This window comes from Paenibacillus sp. R-74696, assembly GCF_055814915.1.
In genome coordinates this window covers 423,881-448,476 of record NZ_JBPULM010000050.1, presented here as the reverse complement: position 1 = coordinate 448,476, position 24,596 = coordinate 423,881, and the positions used below count along the sequence as shown (strand labels likewise).

At 48.1% G+C, this 24,596-nt stretch carries 24 protein-coding genes; 15 read left to right on the top strand and 9 right to left on the bottom strand.

From position 1 onward, the window contains the following. Window positions 1-15 precede the first annotated feature (15 nt). Window positions 16-2,451, bottom strand: coding sequence for a nitrite reductase large subunit NirB (nirB, locus tag ACSR9A_RS30520; RefSeq protein WP_473762301.1), 2,436 nt, complete (start codon window positions 2,449-2,451; stop codon window positions 16-18). Window positions 2,452-2,754: 303 nt separating this feature from the next. On the opposite strand from nirB, the gene ACSR9A_RS30515 reads away from it, so the two are divergent. Further along, entirely contained in the window at window positions 2,755-3,375 is a 621-nt protein-coding gene (locus ACSR9A_RS30515) for an ANTAR domain-containing response regulator (RefSeq protein ID WP_473762298.1), read from the top strand. Between the two features lie 12 nt (window positions 3,376-3,387). Continuing rightward, entirely contained in the window at window positions 3,388-4,455 is a 1,068-nt protein-coding gene (locus ACSR9A_RS30510; protein ID WP_473762296.1) for an anthranilate phosphoribosyltransferase, read from the top strand. A gap of 99 nt (window positions 4,456-4,554) precedes the next feature. On the opposite strand, the gene ACSR9A_RS30505 is transcribed toward ACSR9A_RS30510, so the two are convergent. The 3 genes from ACSR9A_RS30505 to ACSR9A_RS30495 all read right to left on the bottom strand — a co-directional run bounded on the left by ACSR9A_RS30505 (window position 4,555) and on the right by ACSR9A_RS30495 (window position 6,613). Continuing rightward, window positions 4,555-4,965 (bottom strand): hypothetical protein, encoded by a 411-nt coding sequence (locus tag ACSR9A_RS30505; protein ID WP_473762294.1) that lies wholly within the window; start codon window positions 4,963-4,965, stop codon window positions 4,555-4,557. 199 nt (window positions 4,966-5,164) lie between these two features. Beyond that, window positions 5,165-5,392, bottom strand: coding sequence for a hypothetical protein (locus ACSR9A_RS30500; RefSeq protein ID WP_046228538.1), 228 nt, complete (start codon window positions 5,390-5,392; stop codon window positions 5,165-5,167). Between the two features lie 237 nt (window positions 5,393-5,629). Beyond that, the gene (locus ACSR9A_RS30495; RefSeq protein ID WP_473762292.1) at window positions 5,630-6,613 is read right to left on the bottom strand and encodes a helix-turn-helix domain-containing protein; all 984 of its coding nucleotides are present in this window, start codon (window positions 6,611-6,613) and stop codon (window positions 5,630-5,632) included. Between the two features lie 150 nt (window positions 6,614-6,763). Here ACSR9A_RS30495 and yicI point away from each other — a divergent pair, with 150 nt between their 5' ends. From yicI to ACSR9A_RS30455, 8 genes are all read left to right on the top strand, one after another. Further along, window positions 6,764-9,085: an alpha-xylosidase gene (gene yicI / locus ACSR9A_RS30490; RefSeq protein WP_473762290.1), complete on the top strand. Its 2,322-nt coding sequence runs from the start codon at window positions 6,764-6,766 to the stop codon at window positions 9,083-9,085. A 254-nt stretch (window positions 9,086-9,339) separates the two neighbouring features. After that, complete coding sequence (locus tag ACSR9A_RS30485) at window positions 9,340-10,110, top strand: sugar phosphate isomerase/epimerase family protein (RefSeq protein WP_473762288.1); 771 nt, start codon at window positions 9,340-9,342, stop codon at window positions 10,108-10,110. 57 nt (window positions 10,111-10,167) lie between these two features. Further along, window positions 10,168-11,187, top strand: a complete 1,020-nt coding sequence (locus tag ACSR9A_RS30480) for a Gfo/Idh/MocA family protein (protein WP_473762286.1) — start codon at window positions 10,168-10,170, stop codon at window positions 11,185-11,187. A gap of 471 nt (window positions 11,188-11,658) precedes the next feature. Next, window positions 11,659-11,979, top strand: coding sequence for a PadR family transcriptional regulator (locus ACSR9A_RS30475; protein WP_338554964.1), 321 nt, complete (start codon window positions 11,659-11,661; stop codon window positions 11,977-11,979). Continuing rightward, complete coding sequence (locus ACSR9A_RS30470; RefSeq protein ID WP_473762284.1) at window positions 11,979-12,536, top strand: HAAS signaling domain-containing protein; 558 nt, start codon at window positions 11,979-11,981, stop codon at window positions 12,534-12,536. The genes ACSR9A_RS30475 and ACSR9A_RS30470 overlap by 1 nt, the downstream gene beginning before the upstream one ends. Next, window positions 12,533-13,480: a DUF4097 family beta strand repeat-containing protein gene (locus ACSR9A_RS30465; protein WP_473762282.1), complete on the top strand. Its 948-nt coding sequence runs from the start codon at window positions 12,533-12,535 to the stop codon at window positions 13,478-13,480. The genes ACSR9A_RS30470 and ACSR9A_RS30465 overlap by 4 nt, the downstream gene beginning before the upstream one ends. Window positions 13,481-13,846: 366 nt before the next feature. Continuing rightward, window positions 13,847-14,644 (top strand): CAP domain-containing protein, encoded by a 798-nt coding sequence (locus ACSR9A_RS30460; protein WP_473762280.1) that lies wholly within the window; start codon window positions 13,847-13,849, stop codon window positions 14,642-14,644. Between the two features lie 108 nt (window positions 14,645-14,752). Continuing rightward, window positions 14,753-15,448: a 3D domain-containing protein gene (locus ACSR9A_RS30455; protein WP_473762278.1), complete on the top strand. Its 696-nt coding sequence runs from the start codon at window positions 14,753-14,755 to the stop codon at window positions 15,446-15,448. A gap of 124 nt (window positions 15,449-15,572) precedes the next feature. Here ACSR9A_RS30455 and ACSR9A_RS30450 read toward each other — a convergent pair whose 3' ends face one another. Further along, the gene (locus tag ACSR9A_RS30450) at window positions 15,573-16,424 is read right to left on the bottom strand and encodes a polysaccharide deacetylase family protein (protein ID WP_473762275.1); all 852 of its coding nucleotides are present in this window, start codon (window positions 16,422-16,424) and stop codon (window positions 15,573-15,575) included. A gap of 142 nt (window positions 16,425-16,566) precedes the next feature. Here ACSR9A_RS30450 and ACSR9A_RS30445 point away from each other — a divergent pair, with 142 nt between their 5' ends. The 3 genes from ACSR9A_RS30445 (at window position 16,567) to ACSR9A_RS30435 (ending at window position 19,404) form a co-directional block, all read left to right on the top strand. After that, on the top strand, window positions 16,567-17,541 hold the full coding sequence (locus ACSR9A_RS30445) for an alpha/beta fold hydrolase (RefSeq protein ID WP_473762273.1): 975 nt from the start codon (window positions 16,567-16,569) through the stop codon (window positions 17,539-17,541). Beyond that, on the top strand, window positions 17,534-18,328 hold the full coding sequence (locus tag ACSR9A_RS30440; protein WP_473762271.1) for a (2Fe-2S)-binding protein: 795 nt from the start codon (window positions 17,534-17,536) through the stop codon (window positions 18,326-18,328). Before ACSR9A_RS30445 ends, ACSR9A_RS30440 begins: the two co-directional genes overlap by 8 nt. A gap of 656 nt (window positions 18,329-18,984) precedes the next feature. Continuing rightward, the gene (locus ACSR9A_RS30435; RefSeq protein ID WP_341281511.1) at window positions 18,985-19,404 is read left to right on the top strand and encodes an O-methyltransferase; all 420 of its coding nucleotides are present in this window, start codon (window positions 18,985-18,987) and stop codon (window positions 19,402-19,404) included. 97 nt (window positions 19,405-19,501) lie between these two features. Here ACSR9A_RS30435 and ACSR9A_RS30430 read toward each other — a convergent pair whose 3' ends face one another. Both ACSR9A_RS30430 and ACSR9A_RS30425 read right to left on the bottom strand, forming a co-directional pair. After that, the gene (locus tag ACSR9A_RS30430; protein ID WP_473762267.1) at window positions 19,502-20,404 is read right to left on the bottom strand and encodes a TIGR03943 family putative permease subunit; all 903 of its coding nucleotides are present in this window, start codon (window positions 20,402-20,404) and stop codon (window positions 19,502-19,504) included. Then, the gene (locus ACSR9A_RS30425; RefSeq protein ID WP_473762265.1) at window positions 20,401-21,459 is read right to left on the bottom strand and encodes a permease; all 1,059 of its coding nucleotides are present in this window, start codon (window positions 21,457-21,459) and stop codon (window positions 20,401-20,403) included. The genes ACSR9A_RS30430 and ACSR9A_RS30425 overlap by 4 nt, the downstream gene beginning before the upstream one ends. A 446-nt stretch (window positions 21,460-21,905) precedes the next feature. On the opposite strand from ACSR9A_RS30425, the gene trpS reads away from it, so the two are divergent. Beyond that, window positions 21,906-22,895 carry a tryptophan--tRNA ligase gene (gene trpS, locus ACSR9A_RS30420; protein ID WP_341281514.1) on the top strand — a complete coding sequence of 330 codons (990 nt, stop codon included), beginning with the start codon at window positions 21,906-21,908 and terminating at the stop codon, window positions 22,893-22,895. Here the strand turns inward: trpS and ACSR9A_RS30415 are convergent. After that, window positions 22,892-23,074: a DUF5325 family protein gene (locus tag ACSR9A_RS30415; protein WP_046228554.1), complete on the bottom strand. Its 183-nt coding sequence runs from the start codon at window positions 23,072-23,074 to the stop codon at window positions 22,892-22,894. The genes trpS and ACSR9A_RS30415 overlap by 4 nt on opposite strands. A gap of 137 nt (window positions 23,075-23,211) precedes the next feature. Here ACSR9A_RS30415 and ACSR9A_RS30410 point away from each other — a divergent pair, with 137 nt between their 5' ends. After that, complete coding sequence (locus ACSR9A_RS30410) at window positions 23,212-23,418, top strand: alpha/beta-type small acid-soluble spore protein (protein ID WP_473762263.1); 207 nt, start codon at window positions 23,212-23,214, stop codon at window positions 23,416-23,418. A gap of 160 nt (window positions 23,419-23,578) precedes the next feature. On the opposite strand, the gene ACSR9A_RS30405 is transcribed toward ACSR9A_RS30410, so the two are convergent. Next, window positions 23,579-24,565 (bottom strand): metal-dependent hydrolase, encoded by a 987-nt coding sequence (locus ACSR9A_RS30405; RefSeq protein ID WP_473762260.1) that lies wholly within the window; start codon window positions 24,563-24,565, stop codon window positions 23,579-23,581. Window positions 24,566-24,596 lie beyond the last annotated feature (31 nt).

Below are 24,596 nucleotides of genomic sequence, written 5' to 3'. Positions count from 1 at the left end.
TAATCCCTCCTGATGTTAGACCGGCAGTGGGCCGGCAATCGGTTCGAAGTTTTTACGCAATTCATCGTTATCAACAATTTCTTTCCAAGGATCTGTAGTCACGCTGAGTGCTTTCTGTACACGTTCCATGAGCGCGAGACGGTCTTCCTGCTTCTCCAACGCTTTCTTCACTGTATCAAGACCAACACGGTCGATCCAGTGTGCTGTGCGCTCATTCCATTGCCCTGTTTCGCGGTAGTATTGCAAGTAAGCACTCGTCCATTCCATAACCTCTTCTTCTGTTTTTACCGTAGTCAGCAGATCGCAGGCTCTTACCTTTACGCCGGCATTGCCGCCAACATGAATTTCCCACGCCCCATCAATAGCTACGACGCCCAAATCTTTAATCGTTGCTTCCGCACAGTTGCGGGGACATCCGGATACCGCCAGCTTGAACTTCGCTGGAGCGTTCAGTCGCTCAAAAGCTTTTTCCATCTTAATGCCCATAGCCATGGCATCCTGTGTGCCGAAGCGGCAGAATGTATTGCCGACGCATGTTTTTACGGTACGGAGCGTTTTGCCGTAGGCGTGGCCCGAAGCCATCTCCAGCTCCTCCCACATTTTTGGCAAATCTTCTTTCTTTACACCGAACAAGTCAAGGCGCTGACCGCCTGTAAATTTCACCAGTGGCACATTGAATTTCTCTGCTACCGAAGCGATTTTAATCAAGTCGGCTGGAGTCGTCACGCCGCCATAAATACGTGGAACAACGGAATAGGTACCGTCCTTCTGAATGTTGGCGTGGTAACGTTCATTCGTGAAGCGGGATTCCTTCTCATCGACATATTCCTCTGGGAACAGCATGCCGAGATAGTAGTTGAGGGAAGGGCGGCACTTCGAGCAGCCTTCTTTGTTATTCCAGTCGAGCACATGCATCACTTCTTTGACAGTCATCAGACGCATGCTTTGGATTTGTTCGACGATTTCATCACGGCCAAGCGATGTGCAGCCACAAATACCTTCCTTCGCCGATTCGCCGACCTTATCACCTGCGTAAAAATGCAGCAGTCCTTCAATGTCGGCCTTGCAGCCGCCGCAAGATGCGGATGCCTTCGTGCAGGCTTTTAGTTCACCAAATGTATGGCAGCCTTTGTTAAGGACTGCATCGCCAATCGCGCTTTTAGTAACGCCGTTGCAGCCGCAGACGATTTCATCGTCGGGCATATTTTCCAGACGGCTTGCACCGCCGCCTGACTTGCCAAGCAGATCGCTCGAAATGCCGAGCAGCAGTTCTTTCTCGCGGCCTTCAATCGATTCTCCGCTTTTAATGGAAGCAAACAACGAAGCACCATCTGCTGTATCACCGAATAATACCGCACCAACCAGCTTGCCGTTCCGTATAACGATCTTTTTATAAGTGCCGGCCACATCATCTTGAATCCGCATTGCGCGTGAGCCCTCTGTCTCAACAAAGCGCCCCGCCGAGAAAACATCGACGCCGGAAACCTTTAGCTTGGTGGAAGTTACCGATCCGGCATAACCAGCCGTTTCCACGCCAGCGAGACGTTTAGCGAGCACCGCGCCTTGCTCATACAATGGAGCCACAAGGCCGTAAGCAACGCCTCTATGCTCGACACATTCTCCAAGTGCTGATACATGAGGGATGTTCGTATTCATAAAATCATCGACGAGTATGCCGTTGTTATAGTCAATACCGGAGCTTTTCGCCAAATCGACATTCGGACGAATGCCGACCGCCATTACAATCAGATCAGTAGCCAAGTGGCTTCCATCGGTAAATTGCAGCTCCTTGACTCTGCCGCGGCCTGTAATAGAAGCGGAGTGCTTGCTGAGCAGAAATTTCATGCCTTGCGTTTCAAGTTCTTTTCTCAGCATGAGCGAGGCCGCTTCATCCAGCTGGCGTTCCATAATATAAGGATGTTTATGAATGACCGTGACTTCCATACCGAGGTTGAGCAAGCCGCGGGCAGCTTCTAAGCCGAGCAGGCCAGCGCCGATAACGGCTGCTTTTTTGTACGATTTTGCTGCGCTGAACATTTTTTCGCAATCTTGAATATCGCGGAAGGCAATGACGCCTTCTTTATCTGCGCCGGGAATAGGGAGCATAAAGGCTTTGGAGCCTGTTGCGATAACCACTTCATCATAAGGGGCTTCAATGCCGCTTTCGGAAATAACAACTTTGCGCTGCGTATCGATTTTCTTGATCGATTGATTCGTATGAAGCGTAATGTTGTTTTCCTTGTACCAATCCCAATCATTAATAATGATATCTTTAAGCTCGGTGCTGCCCGCTAGGACGGTGGACAACATAATACGATTATAGTTAGGGTGCGGCTCCGCACCGAAAATCGTGATTTCGTAAGTATCTGGGGCGAGCTTGAGCAAATGCTCGATTGCACGGACACCTGCCATGCCGTTGCCGATAAGTACTAATTTTTTAGGGACTGTCATAATGGTTCTCTCCTCTCAAATAGGGCAGCTCTGTCTAGGTAAATATAAAAAGCCTGATTTCGCTGCCAAGGACACAGTTGTGCTTTCCTTGGTAGAACGAAACCAGGCTCCGTTGCCGGTTCAATCGAATACGCCATTGTACTCGTGAAAAAACGTTATAGTTGATAGTGCTACTATACACTGGATTTTTATATCATGTCAATATACCTCACGTAAATTGTTGTATAATTTGAGGTGTCGACAAATTAAAGGTTTTTGTGTTATAAATATTCACAACAGTTAAATAGGAGGGGGCGCTCCTGAATGCGTTCTTTATTACTAATTGAACATAAAGCAGTCGAGCGGGAGTCTGAACAACAGAAAAACCAGGCAGACCGTGATTTAAGTAGGCTTTTTCCTGAAGTTATATTGGAATCCAGCGGTTATTTTGTTTTACATGGCAGCAGCGAGGAGCTTGCGCGCAAGCATATCGCTCAATCGGATGCGGTAGTATTAAATCTCCCATTAAACGAAGTAAAGTATTGGGGCACTAAGCTGCTGGGTTGGAAAAAGATTCCGATGCTTTGGTGGTGCAGTGCCGAAACCGCAACGCTTTCGAATGCTTTTTGCGAGGATGATCTTCCGGTGGATGGCATCATTACGCCGGTTATGAGCGAGCAGGAGCTGCATTGGGCATTCCATTTTGGCGCAAAGCAATGCAGTGAGCGTCAGCAATGGCATATGGAGCGCCAGCAGCTCGAAGGTCGTCTGGAAGAACGGAAATGGATCGACATGGCGAAGGGGATTTTATGCGACATTAAAAAAGTTTCCGAAGCGGAGGCTTATGACTTGCTGCGCAAGCAGGCGATGAATGAACGCAAACGTCTCGTGGATGTAGCGACATCCATTGTGAAGGTATATCAGCTGCTGCAGGAGCAAAAATAAGGGGGAGTACCAATGATTACCAATCTACTGAAGGAAGTCGGGCGCGGCAAAAGGGGTGCGCGTGATTTGACCTATGATGAAGCGGTGCAAGCAGCCGAATGGATTGTGAATCTGGAGGCGACTCAGGCTCAGATTGGCGCTTTTTTTATGGCGGAGCGAATTAAAATGGAAAGCGTTGAGGAGCTCGAAGCTTTCGTCAACGTGTGCCGGAGCCAGGCACGCCGCGAGCATGTGCAGGAGGGAATTGATTGTGCAGGACCATACGACGGCAGGAAAAAATCATTTTACGCCACATTCGCGACCTCCTTCGTCTTAGCGGCAGCTGGATTGCCGGTTACGCTGCACGGCACAGCTTCGCTTCCTCCCAAATGGGGCATTACGCTGCAGGATCTGCTGCTTGAGCTGGGTATAGATCCGAAGCAGCTCTCACAGGAGGCATCACTTGAAGCTGCTAGGGAGACGGGCATTCTGTTCGTTCCAGCAGAAGAGTGGTGTCCGCCGCTTAAGCGGCTGCATGGACTGCGTGAGGAAATGGGCATGCGAACGGTGCTGAACACAGCTGAGAAGCTTGTCGATTATGGACATTCGCCTTATATCATATTCGGCGTATATCACAATACGGTGTTTGACCGCATGTCAAAGCTAATGATGAATTTAAACTATAAGAAGGCGCTCATTGTCCAAGGAACGGAGGGCTCGGAGGATTTGTTCATCGAGCGGCCAACCAGGACGTATCAGGTGGAAAACGGTGAAGCCAGCCTGCAAATCATCGATCCAGATGCGTATGGACTGGAGCTGACGCCTCCCGAGGTGGACTGGACGCCTGCCGAGCAAATTGCCGTGACGGAAGCTGTGCTTAACGGAGGCGGCCATCTTGCTTTTATGAACCAGGTGCTGCTTAATGCAGCGGTTCGGCTTCATTTGGCAGAGCGCGTCGATTCCATTGAAGAAGGCTTGTATACGTGCAAGGATTTGATCGACAATGGGACGGCATGGGAGCTCTATGTGAAGTGGAAGGTTAGCTTGCTTGTCTCGGAGCAGCAGCGGCCGCTTCATAAGGCGACGGTTACGACACCTTAGTCGTAACCGTGTATAGATATCCTATCATTTACATGAAAAAAGCAGTCTTCAAGCTCGCGTCGCGGGCAATTTGAAGACTGCTTTTTGGTATGGAATGAGTTAGTGATCTTCGAGCACATTTTTATATTGATTGGAAAATAGCGGTTGTTTATGTTTTAAACGTTCAATTTCCAGCTTAATAATGGACTGCTCCTTAACGATGTATTCCACATCTTGTTTAAGGCTCGTAACATTCTGATTCAAATGCGAAACTTTGTCATGCGTATGACGAAGTATGCTAATGACATCGTCATTTTCCGAATCTTCCATGCGCTCCAGTTGGATTTGAATTTGATCAAGCCGCGTATCCATTTGGTCAAGGCGAGTGTCTACTTGGTCAAAACGCTTGTCCATGTGGTCAAGCCGAGTATCTACTTGGTCAAAACGCTTGTCAATCTGATCAAGCCGTTCGTTCGTTTGCTGTGCAAATTGGATCAATAACTGTTCAATTCGGTTCATTTGTTCGCTCATTTAACAGCCTCCAATAATCATTGAATCTAGTATATCATGTATTAAAATTTGAGCAATGGCCCAGTGATGCTGGTGGCCTAAACGAAGCAAAGCAGGCGATGCCAGATCGCCTGCTTGAACGAACACAATCAGAACTTAAAATCACAGCTTGTCCAATTGCCAGAATAGCAAGAGCTCAGCTTGCAGAAGCATACTTAGCTTAATAAAGGGAAATGGTTAACGTATCCTTCTCATGATACGAATGCAGCGTAGCTTCGCTGCCGACAATTTCGACGCTGATCAGCGACTTGATACAGAGCTTGAGCGCATTTTTTCCAGTGTTCAGCTTGCGGTTCAGTACATCGGTCAGCTTCTCGACAGCTTTTTTATTCGTATCCGTTATATAGACGGGAATCGTTTTATTTTGAAACAACAGCATTGTTTTCATAAAGGATTTCCTCCGCTCATTGGCTAATTTTAATTTAACTTTACTTGATGAATCTTAAGCCAATCTTAAAAAAAAGTTATGAAAAGGTTACAAAATCGTAATTTTTTCTAAAATTCTAAGCATTTATAAGATTCATCCTTATATCCGCTTAGAATTCTAGGGCAAAGCTCTTCCCACGTCCTAGAAGGACGACGAAGTCGTTTTTGCTTGAAATATAAGAATTTATAAGTTTTGCACTTATAAATTGGGCTTATATTTCTCGGACTGAAACGCGCTGTGCCGCCAGAGGACGGGGAAAGCCGTTTCACCTTGTAATGCGCCATTTTGGACCGGATTCCGCTTTTGCTTGCGAAAATCGGAGGGGGTACAGTTCAACGTCTTGCGAAACACTTTAACAAAATAGCTGATATGGTCGAAGCCGACCTCCAGCGCGATGTCTGAAATTTTGCGTTCCGTGTGCAGCAGCAGCTCGGCGGCCTGATTCACCCGATAGGCGTTCAAATATTCAACCGGCGTCTGCCTCGTCATTGATTTGAAAAAACGGAAAAACTGTCCTTCGCTCATCGGAATTTGCTCCGCCAGCTCGCCAATGCGTATTGGTCTGCGATAATGCAGCTGGATATAGAGGATGCTTTTCTTAAGCCGCTCTATTCGAGTTCTGTCATCCGATCTTGCCTCGCTGCGATTGCACGCCCGGTTCTCAATGGCGATCTCATGCAGCATTAAGTAAAAATACCCTTTCACCGCAGCTTCGAATCCAGCATAAGGAGCTCTGCAGCAGTTGATCATCGATCGGAGCAGGAAGAGCAGCTGCCGCTTCCAACCGTTGTCCGGTGATATATGCCTCGGGAACGTCTTTTTCTTCTCCTGGAACGGACGAACGCAGGTTTCTTGTACAGCATCGTAGCTTGTGCTATCCAGCCAGCGAACGTCAAAAACGATGGCGCAATAGGTGCATGAGGAGCCATTTAAAGAGTGCCCCGCATGGATATCTCCGCTGTCGATGAAGACGGCTTCGCCTGCGCGAACGGGAAAATACTCCGTGTCAATCTGGAAGAGCATCTCGCCCTCTAATACAACTAGAAACTCAGCCTCGTCATGCCAGTGGCAATCTACATTTACCTCACCAGGTGCATATTCCATCCAGTAAGCAGCAAGAGGAAAGGTAACATCGCCATGCATGCGGTCTTCCCTGAGCGAATGACGCAGCGTCAAATCCATTGCAGTCAACCTCCGGTGATGAAGAAATCAGAATGGTGTTATAAACGGGCATAATTCTGTTAGTTTGTTGCTTTGCTTATCAGTATAATGCAAAATAGAACGATTTTAAAGTCAAATAACCTATATAAAAGCAGAAAGGTCGGTTCTATTATGAAATTTACTGACGGCAACTGGATGCTGCGCAAACAGTATGACCTTTTGGGCGCGGTACAAGCCCATGATTTCGAGCAAAAGGATGGCGTGCTTACGGCTTATGCGTCTCCGCGTCCTATATTGTCACGTTCCAATATGTTAGATACGATGCTGCTTACGGTTCGGTTTCATTCTCCGATGCCAGGCGTTGTCGGCGTTAAGCTGATTCATCACATGGGCGTGCGTGAGCGTGGTCCTGTATTCGAGCTGACGAAGGAAACCGGCAATTTTGTTACTATAGAAGAAACAGAAGAAGCGGCGATCCTGACAAGCGGCAGCCTAAGCGTTCATATTCGCAAGGGCCCGGAGTGGTCAGTGGATTTCTACCGGGGCTCCGAGCGCATTACCGGAAGCCGGCAGAAATCGATGGCGTATATTACGGAAGGCAAAGAGAAAGCCTATATGCGCGAAGAGCTGGATCTTGGTGTGGGCGAATGGGTTTATGGACTCGGCGAGCGTTTTACACCTTTCGTGCGCAACGGCCAGGTCGTCGATATTTGGAATCAGGATGGCGGCACAAGCTCCGAGCAAGCGTACAAAAATATTCCTTTCTATGTAACGAATAAAGGCTACGGCGTATTCGTCAACCAACCGGATCTTGTTTCCTTTGAGATTGCTTCGGAGAAAGTGAAAAAGGTTCAATTCCATGTGACTGGCGAATCCCTTGAATATTTCGTTATTGATGGCCCGACGATTAAAGAGGTGCTTGGCAAATATACCGAGCTGACAGGCAAGCCTTCTTTGCCGCCGGCATGGACGTTCGGCCTGTGGCTGTCGACCTCTTTTACAACCAATTATGATGAAGCAACGGTTAACTCCTTCGTCGATGGCATGGAAGAGCGCGGTTTGCCGCTGCATGTATTCCACTTCGACTGTTTCTGGATGCGTGATTTCCACTGGACGGATTTCAAATGGGACGAGCGGATATTCCCGGACCCTGTCGGCATGCTGAAGCGCCTGAAAGAGAAGGGGCTCAAAATCTGCGTATGGATTAACCCTTACATCGCGCAGCGCTCCCGTCTGTTTGAAGAGGGCAGAGACAATGGCTATTTGATCAAAAAGCCAAATGGCGACGTATGGCAATGGGATATGTGGCAGCCTGGCATGGGTATCGTGGACTTCACGAATCCTGCGGCATGCGAATGGTACAAAGGCTATCTGCGTGAGCTTGTAGATATGGGCGTCGACAGCTTTAAAACCGACTTCGGCGAGCGGATTCCGACCGATGTGGTGTACCATGACGGCTCTGACCCTGAAAAAATGCATAATTTCTACACATACCAATACAACAAGGTTGTATTTGAGGTATTGGAAGAGAAGCTGGGCAAAAATGAAGCTGCGCTGTTCGCGCGTTCCGCTACCGTTGGCGGTCAGAAATTCCCGGTCCACTGGGGCGGCGACTGCTACGCGGATTATGAGTCAATGGCAGAATCGCTGCGTGGCGGCCTGTCGCTGGGCTTGTCCGGCTTTGGCTTCTGGAGCCATGATATCGGCGGCTTTGAGAGCACAGCTCCAGCCCATGTCTTCAAACGCTGGCTTGCGTTTGGCTTGCTTTCCAGCCACAGCCGCCTGCATGGCAGCAGATCGTACCGGGTGCCTTGGGCGTATGACACGGAGGCGGTTGATGTTACCCGCTTCTTCACGAAGCTCAAATGCAGCCTGATGCCTTACCTGTTTAATACAGCTGCGCAAGCGGTGGAGCAAGGCTTGCCGTCGATGCGTGCAATGGTGCTGGAATTCCCGGAAGATCCAACTTCCGAGTTCCTTGATCGCCAGTACATGCTGGGTGATTCCATTATGGTTGCTCCTGTATTCGACGAAAACGGCTTTGTACAATATTATTTGCCGGAAGGCAGCTGGACGCATCTACTGACTGGAGAAATCGTAGAAGGTGGAAAATGGTTCAAGGAAACGCATGACTTCCTCTCGCTTCCATTGTTCGTTCGTCCAAATTCGATCATCGCAATCGGTGCGAATGATACGAAGCCGGATTATGACTATGCTGACGGCGTGAAGCTGACGGCTTACAGCCTTGCTGATGGAGCATCGGCATCGACCACGGTTCGCGACATTAAAGGCGCTGCCGAGCTGCTTGTTACCATGAAACGCGAAGGCAATGAAGTCGCAGTTAAAGTACAGGGCAGCGGCAAAGCGCTCAGCCTGGCACTTCACGGCATTGGCGAAATAGCTAAAGTCGATGGCGCTGCTTCGCTTCAGGGCGGCGTAGTATCCATTGCTGCTGGCGCGAAAGAAACGGCATTGACGATTACGTTGAAGTAAATGAAATAATTATTGAAATAAACAAACGGCATAATGCTGGATGTTTGTTTAAAACAGACCAACGCCTTGTGACGACCGGACCAACAGTCGTCGCAGGGCGTTTTTTTCCTAGAGTAAAAGTCAGCATTCAACAAAATAACATATAAAAAGACTAACATGACAGCTGTTTTTTGCAGCGCTCCTTCTATATAATTTGAAAGGTAAGGTACAAGACTTGAGAAACTAAATTTACAATATAAAGGAGTGCGGCCAAAGTGGGACAAATCGGAATTGGTTTACAATTGTATACGCTCCGTGACGCAACAGCGGAAGACTTCGAAGGTACGCTGCGCAAGGTTGCGGCAATGGGCTATGAAGGCGTGGAGTTTGCAGGTTATGGCGGTATTGAAGCGGAGAAAATGCGTGATTTGCTCCAGGAGCTAGGACTAAAAGCAATCGGAAGCCATATCGGCCTGCATTTGCTGGAAAGCCAGCTGGAAGAAGAAATCGCTTACTTGAAAACAATTGGCGCAAAATATGCGATCTGTCCTTATTTGCTGGATGATCAGCGCAGCGCTGAAGCTTGGGCGAAGCATTTTGTAGCTTTTGAGGAGTATGGTAAACGTTTCCGCGAAGCGGGTATTGATTTCGCCTACCATAATCATGATTTTGAATTCAAAGTGGAAATCGACGGCAAGGAAGTGTTTGATGCGCTGTATGAGCGAATCAGCCCTGAGCTTCTGAAAGTGGAAATGGATATCGGTTGGGTGCAATTTTCCGGCAAAGACCCGCTCGCTTACATTGCGAAATATGCAGGACGCTTGCCTTTGCTTCATTTGAAGGACTACCGCGACAACAATGGCCAACTGCCAATTGATACGGTAGAGCTGGGCCGTGGCGATCTACCGCTGCTTCCTATCATTAATAGTGCGGTTGAAGCCGGTGCAGAATGGCTGATCGTTGAGCAGGACACTTGCGCGAATCCGCCGCTTGAAGCAGTAGCGGAAAGCATGGATTGGCTGAAAAAGAATTTTCTGAACGCTTAATATACGAATTTGGCTTGACCCTCTACATTAATTATTGAAAAGGCAGGGATACATTTAATGAGCAAAATCAGAGTAGCAGTAGTAGGTTGCGGTTCAATCTCCAAATATCGTCACATTCCGGAGTATGCAGACAATGCGAATGTAGAATTAGTCGCATTCGTTGATCCGGTTATTGAGCGTGCAGAAGGTTATGCGGAGAAGCATGGCGGCAAAGCTTTTGCAGACTATGAGACGATGCTGGCTGAAATCAAGCCCGATGCCGTGAGCGTATGTACACCGAACGCGCTTCATGCACCAGTAGCCATTGCAGCAGCAAACGCTGGTGCGCATGTATTGGTTGAGAAGCCGATGGCAGCTACGGACGAGGAAGCGGCAGCAATGATTGAAGCGGCAGCGAAAAATGGCGTTAAGCTGATGGTTGGACATAACCAACGCTTCATGCCGCCGCATGTAAAAGCGAAGGAATTGCTGAAAACGGGCATTATCGGCAAAGTATTGACATTCCGTACGTCGTTCGGTCACCCAGGTCCGGATGCATGGAGCATTGACGGCGCGGAAAGCTGGTTTTTCCGCAAGCCGGAAGCGATCATGGGCGCAATGGGCGACCTTGGCGTGCACAAATCCGACCTGATCCGTTGGTTGCTTGACGATGAAGTGGCACAAATTGCTGGCTTCGTTGGCACAGTAGACAAAGACAGCGATGTAGACGACAACGCAAACTGCATACTTCGCATGAAGAGCGGCGCGATGGGTTCACTGGTAGCTAGCTGGACTTATTATAAAGGCGAGGACAACAGCACGATTCTGTGGGGCTCCAAAGGCGTTATGAAAATCGGTACGCACCCGGAAGATCAAGTAATTATTGAGCTGCGTGACGGTACAGTAGAGCGCTACAAAACAGGTGAAATCTCCACAAATGAGAAGCAGCTGTCGAGCTTTGTAATCGATAAATTCATTGATTCCATCGTCAATGACACGACTCCTGCTGTAACGGGCGAAGAGGGCCGCAAATCGCTTAAAGTTATTTTGAGCGCCTTCGAATCCCAAGCAACAGGCAAATTCATCGACATCAACTAATTAATATTCATTGATCTATTCACACTCTCTATATGGTAGGGATAACAAGCTAAGCGGGTTATCCCTACAAAACTGCCTTCGCCGAGTTAAATGGTGAAGGCTTTTAAAATTGGTGGTGAAGAGTGGCAAGTGGTGGAGTGAAAGGTTTGAGCTGGAGAAGCGTGAGCGTTCGTTTTTGCCTTTGTATTTCAACCGCTGGGCGGTGTAATTCATGAAATGCAAAGGCAATGACGATCGTAGGCCAAACCTTTCGCGCAGCAGCTTGTGCCTATATTTCACCATCATTTTTAACGTCTCTCCGTCTCAAGGAGGAGAGACACTCGGGCGCTGGTATTGTTTTTAGCTTAGTATATAGCAATATAGAATAGCATATGGTAAATTAAGTACAACAGCGAAAACATATCGTTCGCTATTCGACAATATCGAATAGTGACAGCAATAGCATTTTAAGGAAAGCAAGGAGCGTCGATTATGAATGTGCAGTTCAAGAAAGGTGTGCTGGAGCTATGCGTTCTCGTCTTGACGTCGGAGGGAGACCGTTACGGCTATGAGCTGGCGGTGAAAATATCGTCCAAGTTCGAGGTAGCCGTCGGAAGTGTCTATCCGCTGCTCAATCGTCTTACGCAGGAAGGCTACTTCTCGACTTATCTTAAGGAATCTAATGAAGGGCCGCCACGCAAATATTATCAGCTGACGGAGGCTGGCTGGCTGCATATGAGAGCGCTCATTGTGGAATGGTCGAGCTTCTCGACAGCTGTAAACGAAATTATTGAGGAAGGGATTCGACCATAATGATGACGAAACAAAATTATATGAGCGAGCTGGAGAGATTACTCGCCAAAGTGCCTGAGCAGCAGCGGCGAGAGTGGCTGTTCGATTATTACAGTCATTTTCAGCAGGCAGAGGAGCATGGGCAGAGCGAGCATGAGGCGGCCTTGGAATTGGGTGATCCAAGACAGATTGCGAGCGAGCTGCTGCTTGGTTATAAAGTACAACGGGCTGAAGCGGAGAAAAGCTTCGGCAACACGTCTAAGGCGGTGCTTGCAACGGTGAGCTTGGGATTTTTCAATATCGTATTTGTGCTGGGGCCTTATGTTGCTGCAGTTGGAGTGCTTATTGCTCTATGGGCGACTACCCTTGCGTTTGGTGTAGCAGGAATCACAACGGTACTGGATAGCATGTGGAGCGGAATGTTCACACTGGCGCAAGCGGCATCGATTGGGCTCGTCTTTATTGGGTTGGGCATTTTACTTGGCGTAGGCGTTAATGCTCTAACTAAAGGCTTTTTCAATGCAACGATTAAATATTTGAAGTTTAATACAAAAATCATCAGGGGGAAAAAGCAATGAGAAAGTTAATTGCTGTCGCACTTATTTTACTGGGCATCGGATTAGCTGGGGCCATATATTCCTTTAGCTGGGATGAGCTGCTGTCCTTCGGAACGAAGCCTGTGAGCCAGGAGAAGACAGTTGATGCTGCTGGCGTAAGCAGCTTGACGATAGAATCAGGCTCGATGGATATCGAAGTGGTGCGGGGCAGCTCGGATCAAATTGTTGCACACTTGGAAGGTCGGGTAAGCTCGAAATATTTAAACAAGGTAAAGCTCGAAACCGAGCAGGACGGTGAAAAATTAGTCATCAAGAGCTCGTTAAATACGGGGATTACCATTGGTTTCAACTTTTCTTCCATTAAGCTTATTGTCGAGCTGCCGGAACGCAGTTGGGATGAAGTGACGCTGAAGGCGAACAGTGGCAGCGTCAGCGCATCCGATATGAACAGTCGCACTTTAGCGATGCTAACCTCTTCAGGACGTTTGAAGGGGGAGAACTTGTCTGCAGATGAGATGGAATATGAAACGACTAGTGGAGAAATTGAGCTGCTTGGCGTGACTGGGGAAAGCATGAAGCTGGATGTCAGCTCTGGCAACATAAAGGTCGAGGACTATAAGGCACAAACGGTCAAGTTCAACGCGACAAGCGGCGAAGCAAGCTTTATTAATGGTACAGGAGAGCTGAACGGCAAAGCGAGCAGTGGAAACATTAAAGTTGAAGCGGAAAAGATTACTCACAGTATGAAGCTGGATGTTACCTCGGGCAATATCGTTGTTGAAGCGGAGCAGCCGCCAAAGTCTGCTGAGCTTAAGCTGAAAACATCATCGGGTAGCCAGAAGGTGGAATGGAACGAGGTTCAAGCGGAAAAAGAGGATGATCGTTCCTTTGCTGGCACAATTGGGGATGGTTCGGACATCTCAATTGATTTGAAAACCAGCTCGGGCAATATTACGCTTAAATAGCGTGTGTAAAATAGGCAGCAAGCTGAAAGTCCCGCGAAGCCAAGCGCAGCGGGGCTTTTTTCTATTTTATATATGTTCTGTGATTGGAAAATGAGGGGTTTATGAGCGGATTCTAATATGGCGGATGCTTCAAATGAAGGACATGCGGACATGGGGTGAAAAAAGGCAGGCGCCACGATTCTTTCAGCCGCCTTTACAAAGTGAGCAGTTTCTCATAAACGCCTGAAAACGGTCTAAAACGCGAGAAAATCGCTTGTTTTACCATTTTTTGAGCCGTGTAACCGCCCAAATGCCATGTTACGATAGTTTGCGTCGGGATGACCGGCACACACAAATTACACACAACTTCGAGGAGGAGATTTCATAATGAAGAAGCAACCATTTAAAGTAGGTGTCGCTGCCGTAGCCGCAGCCGCATTAATCGGTGCAGGCGTAGCAGTACCATCGACGGTGGGAGCAGCACCAGCAGTGAAGGCGAACTCCAAGATTACTGCTTATAGCATTGACCAAGACTTGTTGAAGCAAATTGCGGAGCAATACGGAATAGATTTGAGCAAGATTAACTTTAACGGTATTACAATCAGCTTCCCTAACGGAACAACAACGGATACAGGAACAAGCAAACCGAGCACAGGAACAAGCAAGCCAAGCACAGGAACGACGAAGCCAAGCACGGGCTCTGGTTCCACTGGCAGTACGAAACCAAGCACAGGCTCTGGTACAACGGGAACAACGAAGCCAACGACAGGAACAGGCTCTGGATCTTCGAATTCGGGCAGCGGTACAACTGTCGATCAAAGCGCTTATCAAAGCGAAGTTGTCAAAATTGTAAACCAAGAGCGTGCAAGCGCTGGTCTTCCAGCTTTGACGGTCGATGCGCTGCTGACAAAAGTTGCGGTAGCAAAAGCGAAGGATATGTCGGACAATAAATATTTCAGCCATACATCCCCAACCTACGGATCGCCGTTTGATATGATGAAGAGCTTCGGTGTCAGCTATTCATATGCTGGTGAGAACATTGCCGCAGGACAACGCAATCCGTCTGAGGTTATGACAGCATGGATGAACAGCGCAGGCCACAAAGCAAATATTTTGAGCAAAAACTTCGGCAAAATCGGTGTTGGCTACTACAATGGCCAATGGGTACAAGAATTTACGAACTAGAAGTGAACAGAAACAGGCGATCATAAGCTAAATCTTTCACGCCGCGCAGCTTCTTGCTCGCGCGGCTAAGTAAACGATGCACTCAATCGATTTTGGAGGATATTTGTGATGAAAAAGTTTAGTATTTCGGCTGCTGCTCTTGTGCTTTCCTGCGCGCTCGCAGCAGCCCCCGCTAACGCGGCGGTTCAAACACATAAAGCGGCAGAAGGCGATACGTTCTGGAAGCTGTCCCAGCAGTATAAGGTTGATTTAGACAAACTGCTAGCAGCTAATCCCAAAATTAACCCGCTGAACATAATGGTAGGCATGAAATTGAACGTTCCGGTTGCGGCTGCAGCGGTGAAAGCAAATGCCAAAGCAGCGGCAAATTCAGATAGCGCGGCGAAAGTCAGCGCTCAGGCACAGCCTAAAGCAGCAGCAATAATTAAAGCGGAAAGCTTGTCTGCAAAAAGCATTATTGCAAGCAACGGCAATAGCTATACGTTCAGCAAGCAGCTGAATGTAAAAGCGACCGCTTACACAGCGGCAGCCTCGGAAAATGGAAAATGGGGCGCCGTCGATTATTTTGGCAATCCGCTTAAAGTAGGAACAGTGGCGGTAGATTCCTCGGTTATTCCGCTTGGAACGAAGCTTTATGTGACAGGCTACGATTATAATGGTTTGCCGGATGGCGGCATGATTGCAGTAGCGAATGATATGGGTGGAGCGATTAAAGGCAATCGCATCGATATTTTTGTACCTGGAAGCACAGCTACTGCTAAAAGCTTTGGCATTCAAGACGTTAAAGTATATATGGTCAATTAGAGCATTACGTCAAAATAGGTCTGTTGCGTTATCCAATTTAACGCTGTTTCCAATAACCCTATGTACAAGCCTAGCGTTCCTCGCCACCGAGGAGCGCTGGGCTTGTTTGTATATCTGCAAGGGGCTAACGGATGCGCCTTTCCGCACTTTGTCCGAGCAGCTCTGGCAGTGTGACAATGCGATAGCCCTTCTGCTGGAGGGAGGCAATGAGCTGCGGCAGCGCCTCGATTGTACCAGAGAGGCTTTGCGTAACGCCGCCACCGGCATGCTGCAGGATGATGGAGCCTGGACGAAGCGTCTTATGCATATTGCTTAAAATGACCTTGCTCGAAGGGTTGTTTTTCCAATCCGCCGAATCAACATCCCAATTCACAACGATATAGCCGTTGTTTTGGGCCCAAGCGACTTGATTAGGCAGCATTTCGCCATAGGGTGGACGAAAAAAGTGCGGATGATACGGAATAATTCGACTAATGATCGCATCGGTATGCCACACTTGACGGTGAAAAGCATTCGGTGACAGCTTCGACATCACCTCATGATTGTAAGAATGATTGCCGATGATGTGGCCTTCGCGATGAATTCTTTTTACGATTTCGGGATACTTATTGGCTCGCGTGCCAACAAGAAAGAAAGTTGCTTGAACATGATGCTTCGCCAATATATCCAGGATTGCAGGCGTAAAGCGTGGATCAGGAGCATCATCGAATGTTAGCGCGGCCTCTTTTTTTAGGCGCGGTCCGTTAAGAAAATAGGCGCCGGGATAGCGCTGCTGCAGCTTAACCCATGACATGCTGTCGGTGCGGCGTTTTTTTCCTGATTTAGCTTTATCCGCCTGACTTAGGCTGCCACTGCTGTCTGCTATGGCCGCCAGCTCGGCGCTTGCCTTGGAGCTTGCACTCAGCGCTTCCGCGGAAGTTAGGAAGGTGGCGATAATGAGCAGCAAAATCATCAATTTGTTCAGGCGCTGGAGCATTTCATGATGTCCTCCATTCGGGTCGGGCATACTGCCGTAATAAACGTTATTTTTCCCTAAATAACGCCTTTCATCCGCTTTACAAGTCAAAGGCACAGGCTTAAAATTAATGGGATTAGAACATAAGATGGAGGTTTGAACAATGCCGTTATTAGATATGCCTGTTCATGAATTACATAAATATCAAGGCAGCAGTCCAAAGCCCGCAGATTTCGATGCTTATTGGGAACGGGCCCTCGCTGAGCTTGAAGCAACAGCGGCGAATGTCGAATTGGTGGCAAGCGCTTTCCAAACAGCTTCCGCGGATTGCTATGACCTGTATTTTACAGGGGTGCGCGGCGCGAGAATTCATGCCAAATACCTTCGCCCTAGACAAAGCGGTCAGCAGCCTCACCCGGCAGTTGTTATGTTCCACGGCTATTCGGGTTCTTCCGGGGACTGGGCGGATAAGCTGAGCTTTGTATCGCTTGGCTACTCGGTGCTGGCACTGGACGTTCGTGGACAAGGTGGCTATTCTGAGGATAGCGGCAGCGTCAAAGGAACGACGCTAAATGGGCATTTTGTTCGCGGCCTTGATGGCGATGCAGATAATATGCTGTTCCGTCACATTTTCCTTGATACGGCGCAGCTCGCTCGTATTGCAATGGAATTGCCTGAGGTGGACGCAAATGAGGTATATGCAACGGGCTGGTCACAAGGCGGTGCTCTTACGATTGCATGCGCAGCACTAGAGCCGCGCGTGAAGAAGCTGGCGCCGGTTTATCCATTCCTCAGCGACTATCGCCGCGTGTATGAGATGGATTTGGCGAAGGATGCATACGCTGAATTGCGTACGTATTTCCGCCATTTCGATCCGCAGCATAAGCGTGAGGAGGAAATTTTTACAAAGCTCGGTTATATTGATATTCAATTTCTGGCGGAGCGTATTCGCGGAGAGGTGCTGCTTGGCGTAGGCCTCAGTGACTCCATCTGCCCGCCTTCGACCCAGTTTGCCGCCTACAATAAAATTCAGTCGCCGAAGCGGGTGGAAATTTATCCGGATTTTGGCCATGAAGGTTTGCCAGGGCTGCATGATCAAATTATAAATTTCTTCGTTCCAGGTGGAGCAAATGGCTGAAGATATGTATCGGCTGTTAAAGGAGCGGTTTAATCTGATTGTAGATGAGCCTGCTGAAGTGGTCTACAAAAGTGCTGCTGCTGCCTTGCTTGAACAGCCTGTGATGGAGGAGCTGCTTGGATTATACCAGCCGCTTGTGAATGGAATGGAGCAAATTGTTGCTGAAGTTTATGCGGCCTCTTGGTTTCGCAGGCCGATGCTGGCTCTCGTTTATTTGCTGGCGAAATATCGCATGTCTCCAAATTTGTCGCTGGATAATTTGACGCTGTATGTGTGCAAAGCAGACGGATATTATCATGTGTATTTCAGGTTAAACAATGCTGAGCTGCTTGAATCTCCAGCTACGGAGAAGGAGGCAAGCGAATGGGCACGCGCACGGCTTGAAGTATTTTTTCACGAGACGATTGCTCCGTTTTTTCATAGCATAGAGCGTGCTGGAACGGCGAAAGCCAGCCTGCTGTGGGGGCAGCTGCCCACGTCGCTTGCGTATGAGTATGGCGTCATGATGGCTTCCTCGGAAAACGAAACGGTGAAGGAATCCGTTGATATGCTGTATAAGACGATGAAGACGCTTGATCCTGCGATTTTTTATCGCAAAAGGAACCCTTTGGATGTTAAGTTTCAATATACGGAAGCCATTGATGACCCGGAAAAACAGATGCGTATTAAATATGCTTGCTGCCACTATTATAAAGTCGAAGGCGGCCGTTACTGTTATACCTGCCCGCGTATTAGCAATACGGAACGGGACCAGCGTCGCAGCGAGCACCGCGCGAAGCTGAAATAGAGCTTGCCAAAATACAGAATCATTGTCGCTTATGCATGCAGGGTGGCAATGATCTTTTTGGCAAAAATAAATATTATAAGGAAGGAAGGGGAATGTGATTGCAACGATATAGCTATATGGTCTGGGGCATACTGCTGCAAACGCTGTGGTTTATATGTGGCTTTAATGTGCTGCTGTATGCATTTCATAATAGTTGGCGAGATGATTTACCAATAAGCGTTATACATACTAGAGAGAATATCGAAATATTATTGGGTTTTCTAATGTTTTTTTATGCTCTTGCTGTGATATATTATCATTTTCGTTATTTTTCACGTTCCTCTGAGCCACTCTCAATAAAGCTTTTTGCGTTATTGTTTGTCATTGGCAGTACGGTTTTGCTGGTAAAGATTTTTTTTCGCTCCATCGACTTTTTGTATGCGATGTAAGCATTTGCCATCATAAAGAGTTCTTTAGAATCGGTTTAAACATAAAAGGGAGCCATCTTTCCCATTAGAGATATAACTAACAATTTTGAATTAACTGAAAATTGCGAATTTTCTTATTGTAACTTCATGATAATTGAACTATAATGAGTCCCAAGAACTATACATATAGAGATAATTAGGGAAACGCTTATATATAATGACTATTTTACAACTAGGAGGAATGTGGGTATGGAATTGGAATCAATGTCGCTGGCAAGACAAGTTGATTTTGTGTTTCGGCAATTGGAAGAGGAATTAATGAATGCGATTGCAGGAACGGTATGTATACATATCCGCAACAATGCGGTTGGTAAATTTGGGATGAGGCATAATCCTTTAGAGACGAGAAATGGCCAGTTTGAAAAGCTGAACTCAGGCATGACCGCTAAGCAGGTGCAGGATTTTCGCAAGATGGCGATAGAAGGTCTTAAATATAGACGCAATTGGACGCACGGCGAGATTATGTACGATTTTGCCGTAAAGAATGGGGCGGGATCATGGTCGGCGAGCGTCTGTTATGAGTCAAATTACAATACGTCGAACTGGAGCTACCGCTACAAGCAGCCGCGCCAATCGAATTTGCGCGAGCTGTACCCTGGTGCTGAATAAAGCAGGGAATATAGCAGGTAGAAGAAGCCTCCGGAACCGCTATACGTCAAGCGGAATGAACCGGAGGCTTCTGTTGTTCAATTCTCAGGCTAAAAGGCTAAAAATCAAAATTCGCATATACATAAGGCGACTCGGGCGCCTCAATCCGTTTAATCGTGTCCAGCTTTAACGTCAAAATTTCGTTGCCATTATACATGGAGGTCATCAGCTTGCCCGATACATTTACCCAATCATCTGCGGCAAATTCCTTATAATCGTCTGCATGGCTTACTTGAACCATCAAACCATACGGAATGGCATCTGCCGAGCAGCAGGTCATGGCGAAGCGGCTAACGGCAAAACGCTGCTCCCCCATGTCATCTTCTTTGTAAATAAAACCGCTGATGTCGATCGTTTTGTCCATAAAATTATCGCGAAACAAATCGAGTGTTGTTAACGTCTCGATATAAGTCGCTTCCGGTACAGCGATTTCCGGCTTCTGATACAGCTTCATGCCATATTCGGCATGGGCCTTCGTGTATTCATCATACGGGAAACGCTCTGCCAATGTCAGCGGCTTTGGCGCAATGGAAGCGGACGGCTCAGGCAAGGATGCGGCAAGCTGGCCAGACTCGGAACCGAGTGGCTGAACAGTGGTAGAAGCCGTGAAGCTTACGCCTTTCTTCGCTGCCGCCGTACTCCCCAGAACACCGGCAGGGGAGAGGAAGCCGAGCGCTAGCGGGAAAATAAAAAGGCTGTAAATGACCGTATTTTTGAACACGGATGGCGATGGGGCATGCTCACAGCCGCATTCAGCCGAATGCTTATGCTGCTGGCGCCGCTCTTTCAAAGCGAGAAACAGCTGATGAATGGCTGCGGCATACAATCCAAGAGCAGACAGCTTCACATAGAGCTCCATCCTTGGCGCAATATAAAGGGAGAGCTGATTGGAGCGGGATAAATAAACGATAAGCAAGGCGAATGCAGTTAATATGAGAGCTCTAAACAGGTGATGCTTCATAACCATACCTCCATAAACCATGAGCCGAGCCCAACCAATATGAAGCAGAGAAGGGCGAGCGCCAGTACAATTTTGAGCCGAAAGGCGGACAGCAGCATGAGCATGTTTTTAAAATCAATCATCGGGCCAAACACGAGAAAGGCGAGCAGCGGGCCGCCTGTAAACACATTGCCGAAGGAAGCGGCGATAAAGGCATCCGATGTTGAGCAAATCGATAAAATAAAGGCGAAAGCCATCATCGCCATATAAGAAAGCAGCGGCTGATCGGCTACAGTTGCAAGCACGCTCCGGTCCATAATAGTCTGAATTGCAGCTGTCAGCATGGCGCCGAAAATTAAATATTTTCCCATCTCAAAAAATTCATCCGAAGCATGACCAAGCATAGCAGAAAATCGGCTGCCGAGACTGCCCCGAGGCTCCGCGTGATGATGCTCGTGAGAGTGGCTGTGATCATGCTTATGTGTATGATGGTCTTCCTGATTGGAATGGACAGCGGGCTGGGAATCGCCCTCGCCGCGAAGCGGACTTTTGCGCATAAACATATGCATGATCAGTCCGATAATAACAGCGACCGCAAACGCAAGAATAAGGCGGGCATAGGCCATTTCTGGAGCTGAGCGAAAAGCGGCGAAGGTGGCTGTGAACACGATTGGGTTGACGACGGGCCCGGCAAGCAAATAAACAATGCCGATATAAGCGGGCATGCCTTTGCGGATAAGCCGCCTGACGACGGGAATCATGCCGCATTCGCAAAGCGGAAAAGCAAGTCCAAGCAAGCCGCCGAACAGGACCCCGGCAATTGGATTTTTAGGCGTAAACCTGCGAATCATCTCATCCGTGACGAATACTTGAAGCAGGCCGGAGAACAGCACGCCAAGCAGGATAAACGGTATTGCCTCTAAAATAATGCTCAAAAATGTAATTTTGAAGGACTGGGCGTGTGAATAGTCCAGGAAGGCGAAAGGCGAAGGCCGATTCAAAGCAATAGCGATAATAATTCCGGCACAGCCAAGCGCTAGCAGAAAGCTTATGTAGCGAAACCTGAAAATCGGCATATAAAAACCACACCCGCGTTTCTTATAGTAATAATTACGATTATATCACAGTTTATGCAGCCGGAAAGCAAAATAGGACAACTTTATGAGCAGAAAGCGGCTGCTCTGCTGCTTGACATTGGCTGTTAGCGCTGTATAATCATTGTAAATGCAATGAAGGGAACAAGTAAGCGAAGGCAAATTGCGACCAGAGAGCCGGTGGGTGGTGTGAACCGGTGCAAGCCTGAAGCCGAATGGGCCCCCGAGCCGAAAGCGAAACGCAGCGATTCGCGCTGCCAATGCTTCTCCGGAAATTCCCCGTTATGGAATATTGAAGGCTGTTCCGATTGTTAAGTCGCCCCATAATGGCGGCTGCGGATAGCGAATTAGGGTGGCACCACGGTCCCTCGTCCCTTGCGGCGGGGGATTTTTTGCGTTGATTTTTAAATTGGAGAGGAAGATTGAAGATGAAAAAAGTATTATCAGGCATTCAGCCAAGCGGTCAGCTCACACTCGGCAATTACATTGGTGCAATGAAAAACTTCGTCAAATTGCAGCATACCGAGCAATGTTTTTTTATGATTGTTGACCTGCATGCTGCGACGCAGCTGCCAGACCCAGCCGCTCTGCGCGAGCAGACGGAAGCGGTAGCAGCTTGTTATATTGCCGCTGGTATTGACCCGGCGAAAGCAAGCATTTTCGTCCAGTCGCATGTGCGGTCCCATGCTGAGCTGGGATGGATTTTTACAACGCTGTCTTATATGGGCGAGCTGGAGCGTATGACGCAGTTTAAGGACAAGTCACAAGGCAAGGACTCGATTCCAGCAGGGCTGTTCGTTTATCCATCCTTAATGGCTGCTGATATTTTGCTTTATAACGCTGATCTGGTTCCGGTAGGTGACGATCAAAAGCAGCATTTGGAGCTGACGCGTGATCTTGCGGGCAGATTTAATAATCGTTTTGGCGAATATTTCACCATACCAGAGCCTTATATGCCGAAGCATGGCTCACGCATTATGTCTCTCGATGATGGCAGCAAAAAAATGAGCAAGAGCAACCCGAATGCCGGAAGCTTCATTGCTCTGCTTGATCCGCCAGATGTCGTTCGTAAAAAAATTAGCCGTGCGACAACGGATTCTGGCCGAGAAGTGAAATATGATGTAGCGGGCAAGCCTGAAATCAGCAATCTCATGAGCATCTATGCCAACTGTGCAGGCTTGACGATCGAAGAGGTTGAAGCCCGTTACGAAGGGCAAGGTTATGGACCGTTCAAAAAAGCGTTGGCTGAGCAGGTCGTCTCCGTGCTGGAGCCGCTGCAAACGAGATACCAGGAAATTCGCGCATCAGGCGAAATCCACGATATTTTGAAGCAGGGTGCTGAGCGTGCTGCGGAAATAGCTGATCGTACGCTAGCGGGCGCAAAAGAGAGAATGGGCTTCCTAGCGCCGAAACGCTAATTGTTTTGCTGTTTGAGCCGTCTAAGTCTCGCTTTCACAATGAAGCCTGCGCCGATTGAAAATAACGTAAGGACAGCAAATAGCAGGGCGAGCCATGCGTTATAGCTCATGGAAATGGCGGTAGCGCTCATCAAAAGTACAGCAACGACGGCGAAAAGCAGCGATAATGGCTTGGACATAATGAGGTTCTCCTCTGGGGCAGTAACCGCCCGATAATATTTTTTTGAATATCCGAATAGTTTCTTGACTCGTGCACATAATAAGCTTGCAAGCTTGCAACATATCACAGTGCCCATACTGAAAGGAGAAATTCCTCATGTCAAGTAACACATTGGTGGTACCACAAGCATCGCAAGCTCTGAATCAATTGAAGCTCGAAGCAGCTCAAGAGCTTGGTGTTCAAATTCCGGCAGATGGTTATTACGGCAATATTTCTACTCGCGATGCAGGTTCGCTGGGTGGTTATATTACGAAAAAACTAGTTCAAATTGCCGAACAACAATTGTCTGGCGGTTACCGTTAATCGTTTTTTCTATACAAAAGGCAAAACAAGGGAGAAGCTCAGGGGAAACCCTGGGCTTCTTCTTTTTTCTTTTGACACGATGGCATAAAATAAAGAAAAGCTCTTTCCTTCTATTGTGAAGGAAGGAGCTTTCCGCCGTCAACCCATAAAGACTGGGCTGTTAATAAGTATTCATTCGCAGTCGCTTCATTAGGCGTTCGTCGCTCAGCCAGCCAACGTAAGAGCCTAAAGTTTTATATTCCTTGTCCATTAACAGGACACCGAGAAAAGGGTATTGCTTGCGATGTCGGTAGCGAACATCGGACCAACGCACCTCATAGCCCCATTCATGCTCTGTGACATCGGCGCAGGCAAATTTGGTTAGGTAGAGGAAGGAGCGAATCGCGGGATCGCTTTTGGATCTGGCAGCCGCGGGATGATCGGAGCATTTTACCCTGTCGACCCAGCGGAGCGAGCCATTTCGCAAATCGCCAACGGCGAAGCTGCCATCCTTCATATGCTTGACCACATTCCATATGCTGAGCGATACGGTCGGAATGAGCAGATATCCGTCTGCCGAAAGATTTTCTTTATCCAAGGCAGGCAGCTTCCGCATAATCGTTCGCTGGGCTATCGTTCGCCATACAAAATAAGCGGCTGTAAACAAATAAAGAATCGGAAAAATGATCGTTGGGCTTATCGCCCCGATTGCCCACAGTAAAATAGCAATAATGTGGGTAATGAAGATCACCGGATCAAAAATGTGTATAATGTTCCATGAAATCCATTTTTCCGTGAAAGGACGCATCGCTTGTGTGCCATAGGCATTAAATAGATCGCTCAGCACATGGACGCATACGGCGAGCAGTACCCAGCCTCCTACACGGAGCCATGGCAGGCTGCCATGGTAAAAAAGTTCCAGCAAACCGGTAATAACGACAGTCCAAATGGCTATTGCAGGAATCGAGTGGGAAAGCCCGCGATGATTGCGGATATAGCTGGCATTGCCCTTCAGGCGCAGCAGCGTATCGGCGTCCGGAGCTTGCGAGCCAACAACCGTTCCAATCAAGACTGCCGTATGAAGCGTTTGATCAGCTGCAATAACGGGGTCAATGGTGGCAAGGCCTGCAAGTCCGATGCCTATAACTAAATGTGTTCCTGTATCCACGGTAGCAACCTCCAGTATCTTCATTCAATCT